Origin of the sequence: Exiguobacterium sp. s168, assembly GCF_018619035.1 — a bacterium.
Taxonomy (GTDB): Bacteria; Bacillota; Bacilli; order Exiguobacteriales; family Exiguobacteriaceae; genus Exiguobacterium_A; species Exiguobacterium_A acetylicum.
This window is the reverse complement of record NZ_JACSNE010000002.1, coordinates 99671-118738: the sequence shown is the minus strand read 5'-3', so window position 1 is coordinate 118738 and position 19068 is coordinate 99671. Positions and strand designations below refer to the sequence as shown.

13 protein-coding genes and 1 other annotated feature are annotated in these 19068 nt (G+C 48.8%); all 13 genes read left to right on the top strand.

Annotation, left to right across the window (positions count from 1 at the left end):
• Positions 1–43: 43 nt before the first annotated feature.
• A complete protein-coding gene (gene lon, locus KNQ15_RS02015; protein ID WP_023468976.1) occupies positions 44–2353 on the top strand; it encodes an endopeptidase La in 2310 nt (769 codons plus the stop codon).
• A 1-nt stretch (position 2354) separates the two neighbouring features.
• Positions 2355–2936 carry a ribosome biogenesis GTP-binding protein YihA/YsxC gene (gene yihA, locus KNQ15_RS02010; RefSeq protein WP_023468975.1) on the top strand — a complete coding sequence of 194 codons (582 nt, stop codon included), beginning with the start codon at positions 2355–2357 and terminating at the stop codon, positions 2934–2936.
• Between the two features lie 183 nt (positions 2937–3119).
• The gene (locus tag KNQ15_RS02005; RefSeq protein WP_029342284.1) at positions 3120–6167 is read left to right on the top strand and encodes a hypothetical protein; all 3048 of its coding nucleotides are present in this window, start codon (positions 3120–3122) and stop codon (positions 6165–6167) included.
• A complete protein-coding gene (locus KNQ15_RS02000) occupies positions 6168–6914 on the top strand; it encodes a response regulator (RefSeq protein WP_214727478.1) in 747 nt (248 codons plus the stop codon). It begins immediately after the preceding gene.
• A complete protein-coding gene (locus tag KNQ15_RS01995) occupies positions 6884–7933 on the top strand; it encodes a HEAT repeat domain-containing protein (protein WP_214727476.1) in 1050 nt (349 codons plus the stop codon). The genes KNQ15_RS02000 and KNQ15_RS01995 overlap by 31 nt, the downstream gene beginning before the upstream one ends.
• Positions 7923–9356: a glycosyltransferase family 2 protein gene (locus tag KNQ15_RS01990; RefSeq protein WP_029342281.1), complete on the top strand. Its 1434-nt coding sequence runs from the start codon at positions 7923–7925 to the stop codon at positions 9354–9356. The genes KNQ15_RS01995 and KNQ15_RS01990 overlap by 11 nt, the downstream gene beginning before the upstream one ends.
• A gap of 27 nt (positions 9357–9383) precedes the next feature.
• The gene (locus KNQ15_RS01985; protein ID WP_214727474.1) at positions 9384–10526 is read left to right on the top strand and encodes an AI-2E family transporter; all 1143 of its coding nucleotides are present in this window, start codon (positions 9384–9386) and stop codon (positions 10524–10526) included.
• 214 nt (positions 10527–10740) lie between these two features.
• On the top strand, positions 10741–12081 hold the full coding sequence (gene hemA, locus KNQ15_RS01980; protein WP_029342279.1) for a glutamyl-tRNA reductase: 1341 nt from the start codon (positions 10741–10743) through the stop codon (positions 12079–12081).
• 83 nt (positions 12082–12164) lie between these two features.
• Positions 12165–13091 (top strand): hydroxymethylbilane synthase, encoded by a 927-nt coding sequence (gene hemC / locus KNQ15_RS01975; RefSeq protein WP_214727472.1) that lies wholly within the window; start codon positions 12165–12167, stop codon positions 13089–13091.
• A complete protein-coding gene (locus tag KNQ15_RS01970; RefSeq protein WP_029342277.1) occupies positions 13081–13761 on the top strand; it encodes a uroporphyrinogen-III synthase in 681 nt (226 codons plus the stop codon). The genes hemC and KNQ15_RS01970 overlap by 11 nt, the downstream gene beginning before the upstream one ends.
• On the top strand, positions 13758–14747 hold the full coding sequence (hemB, locus tag KNQ15_RS01965; protein ID WP_214727470.1) for a porphobilinogen synthase: 990 nt from the start codon (positions 13758–13760) through the stop codon (positions 14745–14747). The genes KNQ15_RS01970 and hemB overlap by 4 nt, the downstream gene beginning before the upstream one ends.
• Positions 14744–16054, top strand: coding sequence for a glutamate-1-semialdehyde 2,1-aminomutase (hemL, locus tag KNQ15_RS01960; RefSeq protein ID WP_214727468.1), 1311 nt, complete (start codon positions 14744–14746; stop codon positions 16052–16054). Before hemB ends, hemL begins: the two co-directional genes overlap by 4 nt.
• Before the next feature lie 54 nt (positions 16055–16108).
• Positions 16109–16338, top strand: a binding site (T-box leader).
• A 51-nt stretch (positions 16339–16389) separates the two neighbouring features.
• The gene (locus tag KNQ15_RS01955) at positions 16390–19026 is read left to right on the top strand and encodes a valine--tRNA ligase (protein WP_425323772.1); all 2637 of its coding nucleotides are present in this window, start codon (positions 16390–16392) and stop codon (positions 19024–19026) included.
• Positions 19027–19068: the final 42 nt, after the last annotated feature.

Sequence of the window (19068 nt, the reverse complement as noted above, 5' to 3'; positions counted from 1 at the left end):
ACTTGTACGCCTTTCCGAGTCTTTTTGTTTAGGAGGAATTCGAATGAAGAAAAAACAATATCCACTTTTACCGTTACGCGGTGTCGTCGCGTATCCGTTGATCGGATTGACGATTGATGTTGGGCGTCCGGTATCCTTAAAAGCCTTACTTGCATCAAAGGAACACGAGATCGATCTCGTCGTCGTCACGCAACGTGACCCAGAAGCGGAGCCGTCTGTCGACGGGCTGCATCAGGTTGGGACACTTGTTCAAATCGCGAAGATGAGTGAACTCGGGAATGATACGGTCCGTGTCCGCGTCATCGGGAAGGAACGCGTCCGGATTGAAAACGTCGAGGAGACGGACGAGGGCTATCAAGCCGTCATCGAACCAATCGAGAAGATGGACATCAAAGGAGCGAAACAAGAAGCGCTCGTTCGTCTCATCAAAGAACAGTTTGGTCAACTCGTCTCTCGGATCAAAGGAATCGGAACGGATGAACGTCGCCGGTTCGAGACATACGAACGCCTCGATTCATTGACGGACTATATCACGTCGAAGCTACCAATCGATATCTCGAAGAAACAGGAGTTTCTCGAACAACAGGATCCGGTCGAACGAGGATTGATGTTGCTAGACGTCATGAAACACGAATATGAAGTCGTCGAACTCGAACGTGAGATGCGTGAACGGACGAAGAAGACGATTGAACAATCGCAACGCGAGTATTACTTGCGGGAACAATTGAAGACGATTCAACAAGAACTCGGTGGCGAATCAGCTTCTGTTGAAAGCGATGCGACGAAATACCGGGAGCAGCTTGCGATGCTTGATTTACCAGAAACGACGGTTGCGAACGTCGAGAAGGAAATCAGTCGTTTAGCGGTCGTACCGGCGACGAGTCCCGAACATGGGGTCATTCGCAACTATCTCGAATGGTTCTTCTCGTTGCCATGGAATGAAGCAACGGACGATTTTTTGAACGTCTCTGCTGCTTCAGAACAGCTTGAAAAGGACCATTACGGTCTAGAGAAGGTCAAAGAACGAATCCTTGAGTATCTTGCCGTTCGTCAATTGACGGACTCATTACGTGGACCGATTCTCTGTCTTTCTGGTCCTCCAGGAGTCGGGAAAACGTCGCTTGCCCGTTCGATTGCCACAGCACTTGAGCGGAAGTTCGTCCGTGTCTCACTTGGTGGCGTGCGCGACGAAGCGGAGATCCGTGGACATCGCCGGACGTATATCGGTGCGATGCCAGGACGGATCATTCGTGGTTTAAAACAAGCAGGAACGAACAACCCGGTCTTCCTGCTTGATGAGATCGATAAGATGTCAAATGACTTCCGTGGTGACCCGTCGTCCGCGATGCTCGAAGTTCTTGATCCGGAACAAAACAACAGCTTTTCTGATCACTATATCGAAGAACCATTCGATTTATCGAATGTCCTGTTCATCGCGACAGCGAACGATGTCTCGAACATTCCCGGACCGTTGCTCGATCGGATGGAACTGATTCAAATCGGTGGCTATACGGAACAAGAGAAGACGGAAATTGCTGTTCGTCATCTCTTATCGAAGCAACTGGCTGAACACGGTCTGAAAAAGAGTCAATTGACAGTCAAAGCAGACGCGCTGGAAGAAGTCGTCCGTCGTTATACACGAGAAGCCGGTGTCCGGAATCTCGAACGTGTCCTCGGCTCTCTTTGCCGGAAAGCAGCGAAACAAATTGCGATGGGTGAGAAGAAGCGCGTGACGGTGACAAAACGTAATCTGGATGATTTCTTAGGTAAACCGATCTACCGCTATGGTCAAGGCGAACTGGAAGATATGATTGGCGCGGTGACTGGTTTAGCGTATACTGCTTTTGGGGGCGATACGTTGACGATCGAAGTCAGCCTTGCTCCGGGTAAAGGGAAATTACAATTAACCGGGAAACTCGGTGACGTCATGCAAGAGTCGGCTCAGACCGCGTACAGCTTCGTCCGAGCGAACGCGACGTCCCTTGGCATCGAACCGAACTTCTACGAAACGCAAGACATCCACATCCACGTTCCTGAAGGTGCCGTACCAAAAGACGGACCATCTGCTGGGATTACACTCGCGACAGCACTGATTTCTGCCTTGACGAAGCGTCCGGTGCGCCGGGACGTCGGGATGACGGGTGAAATTACGTTGCGTGGACGTGTCTTACCAATTGGTGGATTAAAAGAGAAGTCGCTCGCAGCGCATCGTGCGGGTTTGACGACCGTTCTTTTACCGCAAGATAATACGCGGGACATCGATGATATCCCGGAAAGCGTCCGCGCAGGAATGGAATTCATTCCAGTCGCGACGATGGAGCAAGTGCTCGAACATGCATTAAAAGGAGAGTAACATGAAAATTTATAAAGCTGATTTTATTACGAGTGGCGTCAATCCGGAACATTATCCGGAGCCATTATTGCCAGAAGTGGCACTCGCAGGGCGATCGAATGTCGGAAAGTCCTCATTCATCAACAAATTGGTCCAGCGTAAAGCACTCGCGCGGACGTCTTCAAAACCAGGTAAAACGCAAACCTTGAACTTCTTCAACATCAATGATGAAGTCATGTTCGTCGATGTACCCGGTTACGGCTATGCAAAAGTCTCGAAGACGGAACGCGAAGCGTGGGGCAAGATGATGGAAAAGTATTTCACACAACGTGAAATCCTCAAAGGTGTCGTACAGCTCGTCGACATCCGACACGATCCGTCTGCGGATGATGTGACGATGTATGATTTCTTGAAGTATTATGATCTACCAGTCATCGTCGTTGCGACAAAACTCGATAAAATCAAAAAGAGTCAACGTGATAAACATATCGCGGCAATCAAACGTAAATTGCAATTTGACGGTCAAGATACCTTGATTCCTTTCTCATCTGAGACAGGAGAAGGCGTCGATGCGGCATGGGAAGCGATTTATCGTCTTCTGTAAAAAACGAAACGTTCTGTTCTCCGACAAAAGAGAACGGAACGTTTTTTTTTGTTAGGGGTAAAGTAATCTAAAATTAGCATCTTATCATTTCCTTCCATCAATTTTGATTTCCATTATATGAACATCATTTGATTCACGTTACAATGATAGGAACAAATTGTTCTAGTGGGAGGCTATGCCAATATGAGGCGTTATAAATGGACGTTCGCAATCGTCGTCTTACTCATTCTGACACCATTTGCCATTTGGTTCTTGAAACAGGAAAAGACATTAAACATTGCGCTATTTGACTACACGAACGGAACGGAGGAGCGAGAGCATGCCGGAACGACGTGGTTATTGAATCACTTAAAGATCCGAAATGCGCAAGGGCAGGATTATGCGTATTCGGACTACATCAACCGTTATGACGGAACACAAGGTGAAAAAATGTTACAACAAGCCTCTAAAGCAGATGTGCTGTTGTTTACGGATACGTATGGAAAGTCATATGACGTCAACGGAAAAAAAGAACATCGTGGTGGCTTGACGACGGAAGACGTCGAGCTTGCGACCGAAGCGATTTCGCAAGGGAAAACGGTCGTGGCGGAGTTTAATACGGCGGCAAGTCCGACGTCAGTCGAACGGTCCAATGCGTTCCGCCAATTATTCGGAACGGCTTGGACAGGATGGATTGGTCGGTTTTTCCCGGATTTAACAAAACTGCAAGGTCTTGAGAAGAACGTCGTAGCTCAATTAAAAGCGCAGGCGAAAGAAAAAGAATTCAAACTATCTGGTCCAGGTTATGTCTTTATCAATGACTCAACAGAAAAAGCATTCTTTGTTAATGATGACACGCCGCTTCTCTATAAATGGGATAAAAACAAGGGCAATGCAAAAGATGAGGTCCGTTATAACTACTGGTTTGAGATTTTAGAGCTAGACGGTGGCGAGCAACAAGCGCATTTTTCTTGGAAACCGTCAAAACAAACCCAAGCGATGCTTCGGAAATATCAGTTGCCGCTTGAATTCCCAGCGTATGTCACGCAAGGAAGTGGACACTATTTTGCTGGGGACTACACTGATGTCGCGGATATCCCGCGCTACTATCGATATAGTGGGCTCGATTGGTTCCGCAAACAGTTCATTCTCGATAGTGCAGAGAGTGAATCAGCATTCTTTTGGAAGATTTATGCCCCGACACTGACACGAATTCTAGAAGATACAAAACGTGTCTCGACGCAGGCTGCGAAAGTTAAGCCACTCTCTCAAACGAAAGTCGGTAATCAAGAACTACGAACTCGAGCACGTGAAGGACAAGACACACTTGAAATGTATCAAGATGGCGAATGGAAGCCGTATTTCGTCAAAGGCGTCAACGTCGGACTCGGTCGACCCGGTGCATTTCCCGGGGAACATGCGATCAGTCGTAATGAATACGATCGTTGGCTAAAGGAAATTGGTGAGTTGGGCGTCAATACAATTCGAATATATACGCTTCATCCACCGGCTTTCTATGATGCACTAAAAGCCTATAATGAACGTGCAAAACAACCGATTTATCTGATGCAAGGTATGTGGGTCGAGGAAAAACCATTCGAAGAGTTGAAGAACGCTTTTGAGCCAGACTTCTTGAAGATGACCGATACGGAAGCAAAACGAATGGTCGATGTCATTCATGGCAACGCCGTCGTCAAGGAAGTCGTTGGTCATGCTTCTGGAACATATACATCGGACGTTTCGCAATACGTTTCAGCATTCGTCTTTGGAATCGAATGGTTACCGGAAGCCGTCGTTGAGACGAATAAAAAGAACAAAGGCACACGATTTGAAGGGAAGTACGTGACGACGACAAAAGAGGCGTCACCGTTTGAATCGTGGCTTGCCGGTCGGATGGATACAGCGACAGCACATGAAATTAAAGAGTACGGAACGACTCGACCAATTGGTTCGACGAACTGGCCGACGACGGATCCGTTGAAACACCCGAAAGAAGTTGAAGAAGAGCAAGATCTCGTCTCGATCGACTTCAATCATTTGAAAGCAACGAAGGATTTCCCTGGTGGCTTGTTTGCGTCTTATCACATCTATCCGTATTATCCTTCGTTCATCAAGGAAGAATACAGCCAAAAAGCAGACAAGGGCTCTGAATCATATGCTCGTTATTTGAAAGAAATGAAAGACTATCATGAGATGCCGTTACTCGTATCAGAATTCGGCATTCCAAGCTCACGCGGTAAGACACACCTTGGACCGAATGGTTTTGATCAAGGACATGTCAGTGAAAAGAAACAAGGTGAACTCGTCGCGCAGCTCTATCAGGACATCAAGGACGTCAAGACGGCCGGTGGACTTGTCTTCATCTGGCAAGATGAATGGTTCAAACGGACGTGGAACACGATGGATTATGATGATGCGGATACTCGTCCACGCTGGTCGAATGTCCAGACGAGTGAACAACATTTCGGGATGCTTGGTTTCCTTCGTTCGGACATCGTCATTGACGGAAAACTGGATGACTGGAAAGGGTATGCTCCAGTTGCTGAAAATAAGGATCAAGCGATTTACATGACTTCTGACGAGGCATATCTCTACTTGCGCATCGATCGGAAGAAAGCAGAGCCGACGACACTTGCACTATCGACGAAACCGAATGATGGGAATACGAAAGTCGGTCCGTTGACGCTTGACGAAGGAGCCGAATATCGCCTGACGATTGATCAGACGGCGCGTATCGATGTCGATGCTCGCTATGACATCTTCCGTTATCATTACGGTTTGAAGATGCCGTTTGAGATGGTGAAACCGCCATCTGATCAAAAAGATAGCGGTAAGTTCGTTCCAATCTATCAAATGCTCGATTATGCAAGACGAGATCCGGTGACGAAAAAAATCGTCAAACCAGCCGTTAAATGGGACACAGGTGTTTTACACGAAGGAGAACCGGATGACATCTTGACGGATATCTCAGATGTGACGAAACCAACCGTCGAACTCCGTATTCCATGGATGGTCTTGAATATGCGTGACCCTAGTAAACACGAAATCATCGGCGACTTCTGGAAAGATGGGCTCGAAGCGAAGATGATCACAGAAGGAATCGAAGTCACAGGTCAAGTCGGTGAGACACGCATTCCAGAGAAGGATCGTGGTTTCTACAACTGGGCGGAATGGACGAATCCGCAGCAACGTGAAGAATTGAAGCCGGTCTATCATACGATGAAAAAAGCATTCACTGAGGGAGGGAACTAAATGCGGCGTGAAGAGATGTGGAAGTTAATCAATCAGTCGTTTGAGTCAACAAGTCAAGATCGTGAGGTCAGTTCAACGATTGAATGGACGGAAGAGGTTGTCCGACAATCGTCGACGAATACCTTGTTCGTGCACACGGTCGGACAAATGCCGGAGACGGTCAATGGTCTGATCGAGGAAGGATGGTGCGTGCGGACAGACATCTCGTATGCCGATGTCGTCCTCGCGAGTGAACCCGTCATCGAGGAACGAATCCCCGTCGTGTATTTTAATACGGAATCCTCTTTCTATGGGTTAGAAAATGCACGCGAAATTTTACCGGCGACGCTGTCGCGCGAGCTTGTTCTCGATCGCCTTGCACGCTATAAAAAAATCCAGCATATCGCGGAGGTCGTCGTCGTAACGGAAGATCCACATATCCGCCGGATGATGGAACGGGAACTGATGGAACGATTCGAACGGTTCGTAACGTTTGAACGAGCAGAGACGTTCCTTGATGAGTATGTGGCCTCCCGTCCGTACTTGCTCGTGTTCACGTCCGCATTACCGCGAGCAGATGGACTGGAATTGTTGTTGCGGGCAAAACAACAAAGTATCGCGCCATTCCAATCGATGATGATCTCGATGTATAACCGCGAACGAGATCACGTCCTAGCGATTGATCGTGGTGTTGATTACATCATGACGCTCCCGCTGAAAATCGAAGAGTTCCGCGCATGGATCCGAAAAGTCGAGGACGGCCGATGATGCAGGCGATTCTAGTATTCATCGTCGTACTCGTTCTCTTACAAGGTGGGGCACTGATCTATCTCGTCGTCCAAAAACGACAACGTGCCAACCGCGAGCATGCACGGCGCGATTGGCAACTCGCCTTTCGAGATGACATCTATGACTATGCGACAGGGGAACGACAGGACATGCCGACGATTCAAAAAGGAAACGAGGATTTAGCGGATCTTGAACTGTTCGCCCTGTCCAATTTAACGGCAACACCGGCACATCTCGAACGAGTGCAAGCATTCGTCGCTGCCAATATGCAAGCGTATTATGAACAACAATTGAAGCATCGCCGGATTGACCGCCGCTTGAACGCCTATGAAGCGGTGTCTCAATTCCGTTTGGTCGCAGTCGCACCAATGATTCATGCGCGTTGGGGAAAGGCAATTGAAAAAGAGGAGAGCGATGTCATCGTCCGCACACTCGTGTCACTATCCGAACAAGATGCAATCGCGATCGCTAAACAAGAAAATGACATTAGCTTCTTTGGTGCGATTCTTGCGGTCGGGCGTAGCCAAGACTTGGCGGAATGGGTGACTGCGTTTGAAGAATTAACGTTGTCCTTTAGGTTAGCGATTCTTCAGCTGATCTTTGACCGCGATGAAACACGTTATATCGCGCTCGTTCGTGACAAGACAACAGATGAAAATCCAGAAATTCGAAAACGTGCCCTTCGTGCACTCACGCGAATCGGACTTGAGGAAGACTGGAAATTGTATGTCCCATACTTGGAAGAAGAATCGAGTTGGGTCGAGCAAATGCTTGCCCTTCGTTTCTTAGAACATGTCGTTCCAGACGATGCGATACCAGCGATCTTGCCGTTTGTCGGTAGTCGATCGTGGTGGGTTCGGACGGCAGCCTTCGATGCGTTACTTTCTTGTGGTGGGATTGAACAGTTGGCGAAGGTATCAAGTACACACCCCGACCGCTATGCGCGTCAAAAAGCAACAGAACGGTTGGCAAAGGAGATGAAACATCATGTCGTCTGAGACAATCCAAGCCATTATTGAAGTCCTTTCCTGGACAGTATTGATTTATATGCTACTCGTCATCGTGTTCTATTCGACGCTGTACCTGATTTCAGCTCAGATGGTGCGACGACAACGTTTCCGCCGGAAAGAGAGCTCCTACTTGCCGCTGATGCGGTCACTCTATACACGACCGGTCAGTATCCTTGTTCCAGCCTATAATGAAGAATATACGATCGTGTCAAGTGTTCAAGCATTACTAGCGCTTGACTACCCGGAGCATGAAGTCATCGTCATCAACGATGGTTCAAAGGACGGAACGATGGATGAACTATTCCGTTCGTATGAGTTAGAGAAGGAAATCCGCTATCCGCGAATCTTGATCGGTTCGAAGCCAGTTAAACAAGTCTATCGTTCGCGGATTGATAGTCGCTTGATCGTCATCGATAAAGAGAATGGTGGAAAGGCAGATGCCTTGAATGCCGGTATCGATCACTCGAGTTATCCGTATTTCTGTTCGCTTGACGCGGATTCGATTTTAGAGCGTGATGCGTTATTGAAAGTCATGAAGCCGATCGTTGAGTCAGATGAAGAAGTCGTCGCGACATGTGGTTCGATCTTCCTCGTTAACGGTTGTACGATCGAAGGCGGCGAAATCGTCGAGATTCGGACACCAAAACAACGGATCGTCCTGATGCAGATGATCGAATATTTCCGAGCGTTCCTGTTTGGTCGCCTTGGTCTTAGCCGTTTCAATATCTTATTGATCGTCTCCGGTGCCTTCGGATTGTTCCAAAAGAACATCGTCGTACAGGCAGGTGGGTATAAGGAAGGGCTTGTCGGTGAGGACATGGAGCTTGTCGTTCGTTTGCACCGGTACATGAAGGAAAATAAGCTCGATAAACGCATCGAGTACGTTCCGGCACCGGTTTGTTGGACACAAGCTCCTGAGTCGATGGAAGTGTTACGTTCACAGCGAACACGTTGGCATCGTGGTCTTGCTGAGACGTTGTGGACACATAAACGGATGATTGGCAATCCCAAATATGGCTCTGTTGGTAGTGTCTCGATGTTATATTTCTTTTTGATTGAACTGCTCGGACCCATCGTCGAACTGATTGGTTATTTCATCATTCCGCTCAATCTACTCGTCGGTACACTCAACTTTGAATTTGGGATCGTCTTATTAGTCGTCGCTTTACTCTACGGTTCCTTATTATCAGCAGGTGCCGTATTATTGGAAGAGTGGACGATGCACCGATTCAAGAACGTCAAGGAATTGATTCGGTTGTATCTATGGTCTTTGACCGAGTCGTTCTGGTACCGTCCGATTCTCGTTTTCTTCAAATTAGGAGGATTGATTCAATTCTTGACGGGTCGAGGAAACTGGGGACAGATGGAACGCCAACGTCTCGAAGACGTCACCGAGGAAAAAGTCGGCTGACGAATAGGTATGAGGGGGATAAGTTAGGTGGAGTTGTTACGAAACAAATGGTTCAAAGCATTAATCTGGGTATTGATGATTTTTCTCGTCATCTGGGTTGGAACGAAGATTTCATTCTTATTCCAGCCAATTCGAGTCATGTTGGCCTTGATTTTCCCGCCATTGATCATCGCAGGGATCTTCTATTACTTTACGCTCGGTATCGTGGATGCGTTGCAGAAGCGGGTCAAGAAGCGTGGTCTTGCCGTGCTGATCGTCTTGCTTGGTTTCATTACAATCCTGACGATTGCGGTTGCATCAATCGGACCGATCTTAGTCGAACAGGTGACGGATTTTGCGACAAGCATTCCGACACTCGTCGTTGAATTGCGTGATCAGACGTTAAATTTACGCGATCAATTGATGAACAACCGATTCATCTCGACATGGGTTCACGAGAACACGGACTTGTTTGACAAGTGGACGAATGAAGCAACGTCGTATATCGGCACAGTCTTTAAGTCTGTCTCGACGTCTGTCGGAACGATTTTCGGTGTCATCTCTTCGACAGTTTTAATCATCGTCTTAGTACCGTTCATCTTAGTTTACATGTTGCTTGACGGCTATAAGTTTCCGGATTCTGTCGTGAAGCTATTGCCGAAAAGCTATGAAACAGAAACACGTAAAATCTTGCACGATATGCACGTGACAGTGAAGCATTACGTCAATGGACAGGTCATCGTCTCGATCTGCGTCGGCCTCATGTCATTGATTGGTTTCTTCATCGCCGACATTCAATATGCGCTACTGCTCGCCTTATTCTGTACGATTACGAACATCATTCCGTATCTTGGTCCCTACATCGGTGCTGTACCGGCGGTCATCGTTGGATTCATCGATGATCCGATCAAAGCCGTCTATGCGATCATCACGATCGTCGTCGCGCAGCAAATCGAGTCGAACTTGATTTCTCCTTATGTCCAAGGAAAGACACTCAAGGTTCATCCGTTGACGATTATCATCGTTTTGCTCGTTGCCGGAAAAATCGGTGGAATCATCGGGGTCATCTTGGCGGTTCCAACATACGCAGTTTCAAAGGTCGTCGTTCAAAATATCGCTCGGATCTATCGTTTACGTCAGCAACGTCTTGATGTACCAGACGTGACGGTATCACCAAAATCCTTGAAGTAAAGTGTAACCCTCTGACCTTTTTAGGAGCAGAGGGTTTGTGATTTTCAAGAGAGAGGGATAAGGTAGAAGAAGAGAAAAAATGAAGAAGATTTCACAACTTCGACTCATTTTAGTTTATAAATTGATTGGAATCTTTTTTATAATGGTTATAATGTAGGATAGAGAACGAAAAGATAGATCGGAACGAAATCTTTGGACGTAAGGGGTAGAGCGCATGCATATCGTAGTGGTCGGCTTGAATAACAAAACAGCGCCTGTATCAATACGCGAACAAGTCTCATTTGGGGAGCATGAGATGAAGGGAGCGGTCGTCGCATTGCGCGATGAAAAAAGTATTTTTGAAAGTGTCATCGTCTCGACATGTAATCGGACAGAACTGTACGTCGTGACGGATCAGCCACATACAGGACGGTATTATACGAAACGTTTCCTTGCAAACTGGTTCGGTTTGACGATGGAGGAACTGGAGCCGTATCTCTTCATCCATGAAGGGTTCGATGCGATGAAGCATCTGTTCCGCGTGACGAGTGGACTTGATTCGATGATCGTCGGTGAAACGCAGATCCTTGGTCAAGTCAAGACAAGCTTCTTCATGGCGCAGAAGCTTGAAACGACAGGAACGGTCTTCAATAAACTCTTCAAAGAAGCGGTCACGCTCGCCAAACGGGCTCACGCAGAAACTGGAATCGGTGAAAATGCCGTTTCTGTCAGTGCTGCTGCTGTCACGCTTGCCGAACAGTTACTCGGATCGCTTGAAGATAAATCAATCGTCGTCATCGGTGCGGGAGAAACCGGCGAATTGACGACGCTCAACCTATATGAAGCAGGGGCACGCGATATCACGGTCTTTAACCGGACGTTAGCTAAAGCAGAAGAGGTCGCGAATCGGTTCGAAGGATCGGCACATTCGATTAACGAGATGCAGTGCGGTTTGCTTCGGGCAGACATCGTCATCTCTTCAACTGGTGCAAAACGTGCCATCATCAAACGCGAAGACATCGCGGCAGCACAGCTGTTCCGGCACGATCGTCCATTCCTCTTGATCGATATCGCCGTACCACGCGACATCGAACCAACCGTCGGTGACTTGCCAGGTGTTCATTTGTACGATGTCGATGATCTGACATCGATCGTCCAACAAAACATGGCGGAACGGATGAAGGAAGCAGCGAAGATCGAACAACGGATTGAAGCGGCGATTGCTGAGTTCGAAGGTTGGATGACGACACTGGGTGTCGTACCAATTATCACGGAATTGCGAGACCAGGCGTTACGCATTCAACAAGAAACGATGCAAAGCTTGGAACGGAAATTACCGGAGATGTCGAAACGTGAAAAAACCGTCATTGGTAAACACATGAAATCAATCATCAACCAGTTGTTGCGTGAACCGTTGTCTTATATTAAAGATGCGGCAGCGAAACCAGATGCCGATGAGCGGATTGCGCAGTTCATGGATACGTTTGCATTAAACGAAGACTTATTCGAAGGGCTCGAAGATGACGTCATGACATCAGAAGAGACGACACCTTCTGCAAAAGCTGTGAACCGGTGAACAAAGCACGATTTGTGTTACAATAGAAAATGCATGGGGCGGACTTGTGCCGCCCCTTTATCATTGTACAGGGGGATTTTAGCATGCGAAAAATCATTGTTGGATCGCGAAGCTCGAAGCTTGCGATGACACAGACGAAATGGGTCATTGACCAGTTGAAACAAGCCGGCGCGCCGTATGAGTTCGAAATCAAGAACATCATCACAAAAGGGGACCGCATTTTGGATGTGACGCTCTCGAAAGTCGGCGGTAAAGGATTATTCGTAAAAGAGATCGAGCAACAGATGATTGACGAAGAAATCGATTTTGCTGTTCATAGCATGAAGGATCTACCTTCTGAATTACCGGACGGTCTCATCATCGGTGCAACACCAGCGCGTGTCGATGCGCGTGATGCCTTGATCACGAAAACAGGCGAAGGTCTTGCTTCCTTGCCAGAAGGCGCAGTTGTCGGCACGAGCAGTTTACGTCGTGGGTCGCAATTGCTAAAACTCCGCCCTGATTTAAAAATCGAATCGATTCGCGGAAACATCGACACACGACTCGATAAATTAAAGAATGGTCCGTTTGACGGGATTTTGCTCGCGGCAGCAGGTCTACAACGGATGGGTTGGTCTGAAGACGTCGTTTCGGAATATCTCTCGACAGACGACATGATTCCAGCCGTCGGTCAAGGAATCCTCGGTATTGAATGTCGCGCACATGACCAAGAAGTACGTGACCTCCTTCATCTGATCCATGATCAGATGACAGAAAAAGTAGCTTATGCCGAGCGCGCTTTCCTAGCAGCGATCGAAGGTAGCTGTCACGTTCCGGTCGGTGGATTTGCAACGATCAACGAAGATCTGTCAACGACACTCGTCGGATTCATTGGATCCGTCGATGGAGAGCAAATCCTACTCGAGCGCGAATCAGGTCTTGACCCGATGCAACTCGGTCAAGATGTTGCCGAACGTCTGCTTGCTTCGGGCGGTCGTGAGATTCTCGCGACACTTCCGGATGACTTGTAAGCAGGTACTCTTCACGGGCAGCCGACCACCGACGACCGAGCAGATGGCGCGACTGCGCGCCGTCGCGATCGAGTCAGTGCATTATCCTGTCATTGAAACGCGACCGGTTTCGTTTACGTTACCGAAGGGAATTGATTGGCTCATCGTGACGAGTCCGAATGGTGTCCACCGGATTGCTGATGCGTTGCCTGAATTAGCAGCAACGCGTATCGCGGTCGTCGGACGAAAGACGGCAGATGCACTTGCGAAGTACGGTCGAACAGCCGACTTCTGTCCGTCGACCTTTACAGGAGACGCACTCGTCGCAGAACTGGGACCACACTTGTCTAACGGCGATCATATCGTTTTTGCGCGAGGGAACCGATCGCGGAAAGCGCCGGTCGATCAGTTACGAAAACTGAATCGATATACGATCGAAGATATCATCACGTATGAAACTGTCACCCGTCGGCTACCTGAAGCACTTGTCAGAACTGCCACCTATATTGGACTGCAGAGTCCTTCCGCTGTCGAAGCGATTGCTCCACTATTCCCGCAGACGACGTTCATCGTCATTGGGACAATCACGGAGCAAGCAGCAAAAGCAGCCGGACTTCAACCGATCCATGTCGCCCGTGAATTCACGGTAGACGGCATGATTGATCGTATCATTGAGGAGGAATCAGCATGAACACATTAGAATACGCACGTCACCGTCGTTTGCGCCATACCGCATCACTCCGGTCACTCGTCCGCGAGAACCAGTTGCATAAATCAGATTTGATTTATCCGATTTTCGTCGCTGAAGGCGAAGATATTAAACGCGAAGTCAGCTCGATGCCTGGCGTCTTCAACTTATCACTTGATCATCTGACGGCTGAGATTGAAGAAGTCGTCGCACTCGGAATCGAATCTGTTATCTTATTCGGTGTTCCGCATGACCACTTGAAAGACGAGCAAGGATCAGGTGCGTTTCACGATCACGGGATCGTTCAAGAAGCGACACGTCTCGTCAAGAAGGTTGCCCCGCAGCTAACGGTCATCGCTGACACATGCTTATGTGAATATACGTCGACAGGTCACTGTGGGATTGTCGCCGACGGTACGGTCGATAATGATGCGTCATTACCGCTTCACGTCAAGACAGCGATCTCACAAGCTCGAGCGGGTGCCGACGTCATCGCGCCATCATCGATGATGGACGGATTCGTCGCAGCGATTCGTCAAGGATTAGACGAGAATGGCTTCAGCCATATTCCGGTCATGAGCTATGGTGTTAAATATGCGTCTGCTTATTACGGTCCATTCCGTGATGCAGCGAATTCGGCACCGGGAGAAGGCGACCGGAAAGGTTATCAAATGGATCCAGCAAACCGTCGCGAAGCGTTCCGCGAAGCAACAGCGGACGTCGATCAAGGAGCTGACTTCATGATCGTCAAACCTGCACTTGCGTTCATGGATATCATTCGTGATGTGCGCGAGCGAATCGATCTACCAATTGTCGCGTATAACGTATCAGGTGAGTATGCAATGGTCAAAGCCGCTGCCTTGAACGGCTGGATCGACGAAGAACGAATCGTCCTTGAGACGATGCTTGGCTTTAAACGAGCAGGCGCTGATTTAATCATCACCTATTTCGCAAAAGACATTTGTCGTTACCTGGAGGGGGCGAAATGAGCTTAATTAACCAGAACTCAAAATCAAAAGAAGCATTCGAGCGGGCACTCCCGCTCATGCCGGGTGGTGTCAACAGTCCGGTCCGTGCTTATAAATCGGTCGGGATGACACCGATTTTCGCAGATCATGCGAAAGGATCAAAGCTCTATGATATCGACGGAAAAGAGTATATCGATTATGTCTTGTCATGGGGACCAATGATTCTCGGTCATGCCGATCCAATCGTCACTTCTGCGATCCAAGAACAAGCGACACGTGGCTGGAGCTACGGGACACCAACGGAAATCGAATCAGCGATGGCGGAAGTCGTCATCAGTCGGGTGCCGTCGGTCGAAGTCGTCCGGATGGTCAACTCAGGGACAGAAGCGACGATGGCAGCGCTTCGTCTCGCACGCGGCTACACAGGTCGGACGAAAATCCTCAAGTTCGAAGGCTGTTACCATGGTCACGGTGACTCGCTCTTGATCAAAGCGGGTTCAGGTGTCGCGACACTCGGACTACCAGATTCACCAGGAGTTCCTGCGCAAATCGCGAGCATGACGCTGACAGTTCCATATAACGATTTGGACGCTGTCCGGATCGCGTTTGAAAAACACGGCGACGATATCGCTGGTGTCATCGTCGAACCGGCTGCTGGGAACATGGGCTTCGTACCACCAGAGCCAGGATTCCTCGAAGGCTTACGGGAGATCACGGCGGAAAACAGTGCCTTATTGATCTTTGACGAAGTCATGACCGGTTTCCGAGTTGGATTCCACTGTGCACAAGGGCACTTCGGTGTTACACCAGACATCACGTGTCTCGGTAAAGTCATCGGCGGCGGAATGCCAGTCGGTGCTTACGGCGGACGTCGGGACATCATGGAACAGATCGCACCACAAGGTCCAATCTATCAAGCAGGTACGTTATCCGGGAACCCACTCGCGATGGCAGCGGGTCTAGCAACATTGACACAATTGAAACCAGAACACTATGCAGAGTTCGACCGGAAAGCGAGCCGTCTGTCAGAAGGCTACCTGAACGCTGCAGCGAAATACAACATTCCGCTGACGACGAACCGCGCAGGCGCGATGTTCGGTGTCTTCTTCACGGATGAACGTGTCACGAACTTCGAAAAAGCGAAAACGTCGAACCTTGAGATGTTCCGTTCGTATTATCAAAAGATGGCGGCGCGTGGTGTCTTCTTACCACCGTCACAATTCGAAGGTCTCTTCCTGTCGATCGCCCATACGGACGAAGACATCGAACGGACGATCGAAGCCGTCGAATTGACGTTCCAAGAACTCCAAGTTGAATTTGGTCGTTAAGCAGTTCTTGACGATTACTTGAACTCTCGGCTAAAATGAGTAAAGAAGAAAATGGCAACAGCGATGACGGGAAGAGTAGTCCTGTATTCGTACCGGTGTAGAGAACACATCCTTGGCTGAAAGATGTGACGGGCGAACAGGAGGAAGGTCACCCCACGAGCTGGTATCGTGAGTCTTACGAGCGATATCCGTCCTCCACACGTTACGTGGCTCGAGGGCATCCGATTGTGGATGAACTAAGGTGGTACCGCGGAAAAAAGCAACGGCTTTCTTTCGTCCTTAGCATAGGACGAAAGAAAGCCGTTTTTATTATGGACAAAAAGGGAGCGATCAGGATGCAGGAATTATCAATGCCAACGAAGTATGATCCGCAGGCAACGGAAGAAAAATGGTACGACTTTTGGGTGAAAGGTGACTATTTCAAAGCCGACCAGGATCCAGAGAAAGAGCCGTACACGATCGTCATTCCACCACCGAACGTCACAGGTAAATTGCACCTTGGTCACGCGTGGGACACGACGTTACAAGACATGCTAACACGGATGAAGCGGATGCAAGGGTTTGACGTCCTTTACTTACCGGGAATGGACCATGCCGGTATCGCAACACAAGCAAAAGTCGAACAAAAACTGCGGGCAGAAGGACAATCACGTCTTGAAATGGGGCGCGAGAAATTCCTCGAGCAATCATGGGCATGGAAAGAAGAGTACGCATCAACGATTCGTGCACAATGGGCAAAACTCGGTCTTGGACTCGATTACTCACGTGAGCGTTTCACGCTTGACGAAGGATTGTCGGAAGCGGTTCAAGAAGTCTTCGTGAAACTTTACGAAAAAGGCTTGATCTACCGCGGCGAATACATCGTTAACTGGGATCCAGCGACGAAAACAGCGATCTCGGATATCGAAGTCATCTACAAGGATATCGAAGGTGCGTTCTATCACTTCAGCTATCCACTAACGGACGGTTCAGGTCACGTTGAACTAGCGACGACACGTCCGGAGACGATGCTCGGTGATACAGCGATTGCCGTGAACCCGAAGGATGAGCGTTATGCTCACCTCGTCGGAAAAACGATCACGTTACCAATCGTTGGTCGCGAGATTCCGATCGTTGCTGATGACTATGTCGACATGGAGTTCGGTACAGGTGTCGTTAAGATTACGCCAGCACACGACCCGAACGACTTCGAAGTCGGTAACCGTCACGAGTTACCACGTGTCCTCGTCATGAACGAAGATGGAACGATGAACGAGAACGCAGGGAAATACGAAGGCATGGATCGTTTCGAATGCCGGAAACAAATCGTTGAAGATTTAAAAGCAGAAGGTGTTCTAATCAAAATCGAACCACACTTGCACTCTGTCGGTCACTCGGAGCGTTCAGACGCAATCGTTGAGCCGTATCTCTCACTCCAATGGTTCGTTAAAATGGAGCCACTCGCGCAAAAAGCACTCGAGGAGCAACAAGGACCAGACAAGGTCAACTTCGTTCCACAACGCTTTGAGAACACGTACGTACGCTGGATGGAAAACATCCGTGACTGGTGTGTCAGCCGTCAACTCTGGTGGGGACACCGGATTCCGGCTTGGTATCATAAAGAAACAGGCGAAGTCTACGTTGGCAAGGAAGCACCAGCCGATATCGAGAACTGGGAGCAAGACAACGATGTCCTCGATACGTGGTTCTCTTCAGCACTTTGGCCGTTCTCGACGATGGGGTGGCCGAATACGGACGCAGACGATTATCAAAAATACTTCCCGACATCGACACTCGTTACGGGTTATGACATCATCGCTTTCTGGGTATCACGGATGATCTTCCAATCGTACGAATTCACAGGACAACGTCCATTCCAAGACGTCTTGATCCACGGATTGATTCGTGATTCGGAAGGACGCAAGATGTCGAAATCCCTCGGGAACGGAATCGACCCGATGGATGTCATTGAGAAGTATGGTGCCGATTCACTTCGTTGGTTCCTAACGACAGGATCGACGCCAGGGAACGACCTCCGCTTCTACTGGGAAAAAATCGAAGCAACATGGAACTTCTCGAACAAACTGTGGAACGCAAGCCGTTTTGCCTTGATGAACATGGATGGTCTAACGTTTGATCAGATCGATTTGACAGGCGAGAAGTCACTCGCAGATAAGTGGATTCTGACACGCTTACAGACGACGATCGACGATGTGACACGTCTGTCGGATAAATATGAGTTTGGTGAAGCAGGACGCATTCTCTATCACTTCATCTGGGAAGACTTCTGTAACTGGTACATCGAGATGGCGAAATTACCGCTCAACGGGGAAGATGAAGCAGCGAAGCAGACGACGCGTTCGGTTCTTGCCTATACGCTCGACCGGATCATGCGTCTGATGCATCCATTCATGCCGTTCATCACGGAAGAGATCTGGCAACACTTACCGCATGAAGGCGAGACGATCACACGTGCTGCATGGCCAACACGCGAGGCATCACTCGACTTCCCGGAAGCTGTTCCAGCATTCGAAGCAGTTCAGAACGTCATCCGTTCGGTTCGTAACATCCGCGCGGAAGTGAACGCACCGATGTCGAAACAGATCCAACTGTTTATCTCGACGAATGACGCACGTGTTCAAGACGACTTGTCGTCAAACAGCTCGTACTTGCAAAAGTTCACGAACGCGTCTGAACTCCGGATCGAAGAACAGATGCCAGCGCCAGAAAAAGCGATGAGTGCGATCGTAACGGGAGCAGAATTGTTCATCCCACTCGCAGACTTGATCAACATCGAGGAAGAAATCGCGCGCTTGAACAAGGAACTCGTCAAATATACGAAAGAAGTCGAACGGGTCGAGAAAAAACTCAACAACCCTGGCTTCGTCGGCAAAGCACCAGCACATGTCATTGATGAAGAAAAAGCGAAGGCACTTGATTATACGGAAAAACGTCAAGCTGTCGAAGCACGCATCAACGAACTCTCACACTAATTACAGCAGTGGCTCAAGTCTCCTTGAGCCACTTTTTTTAAA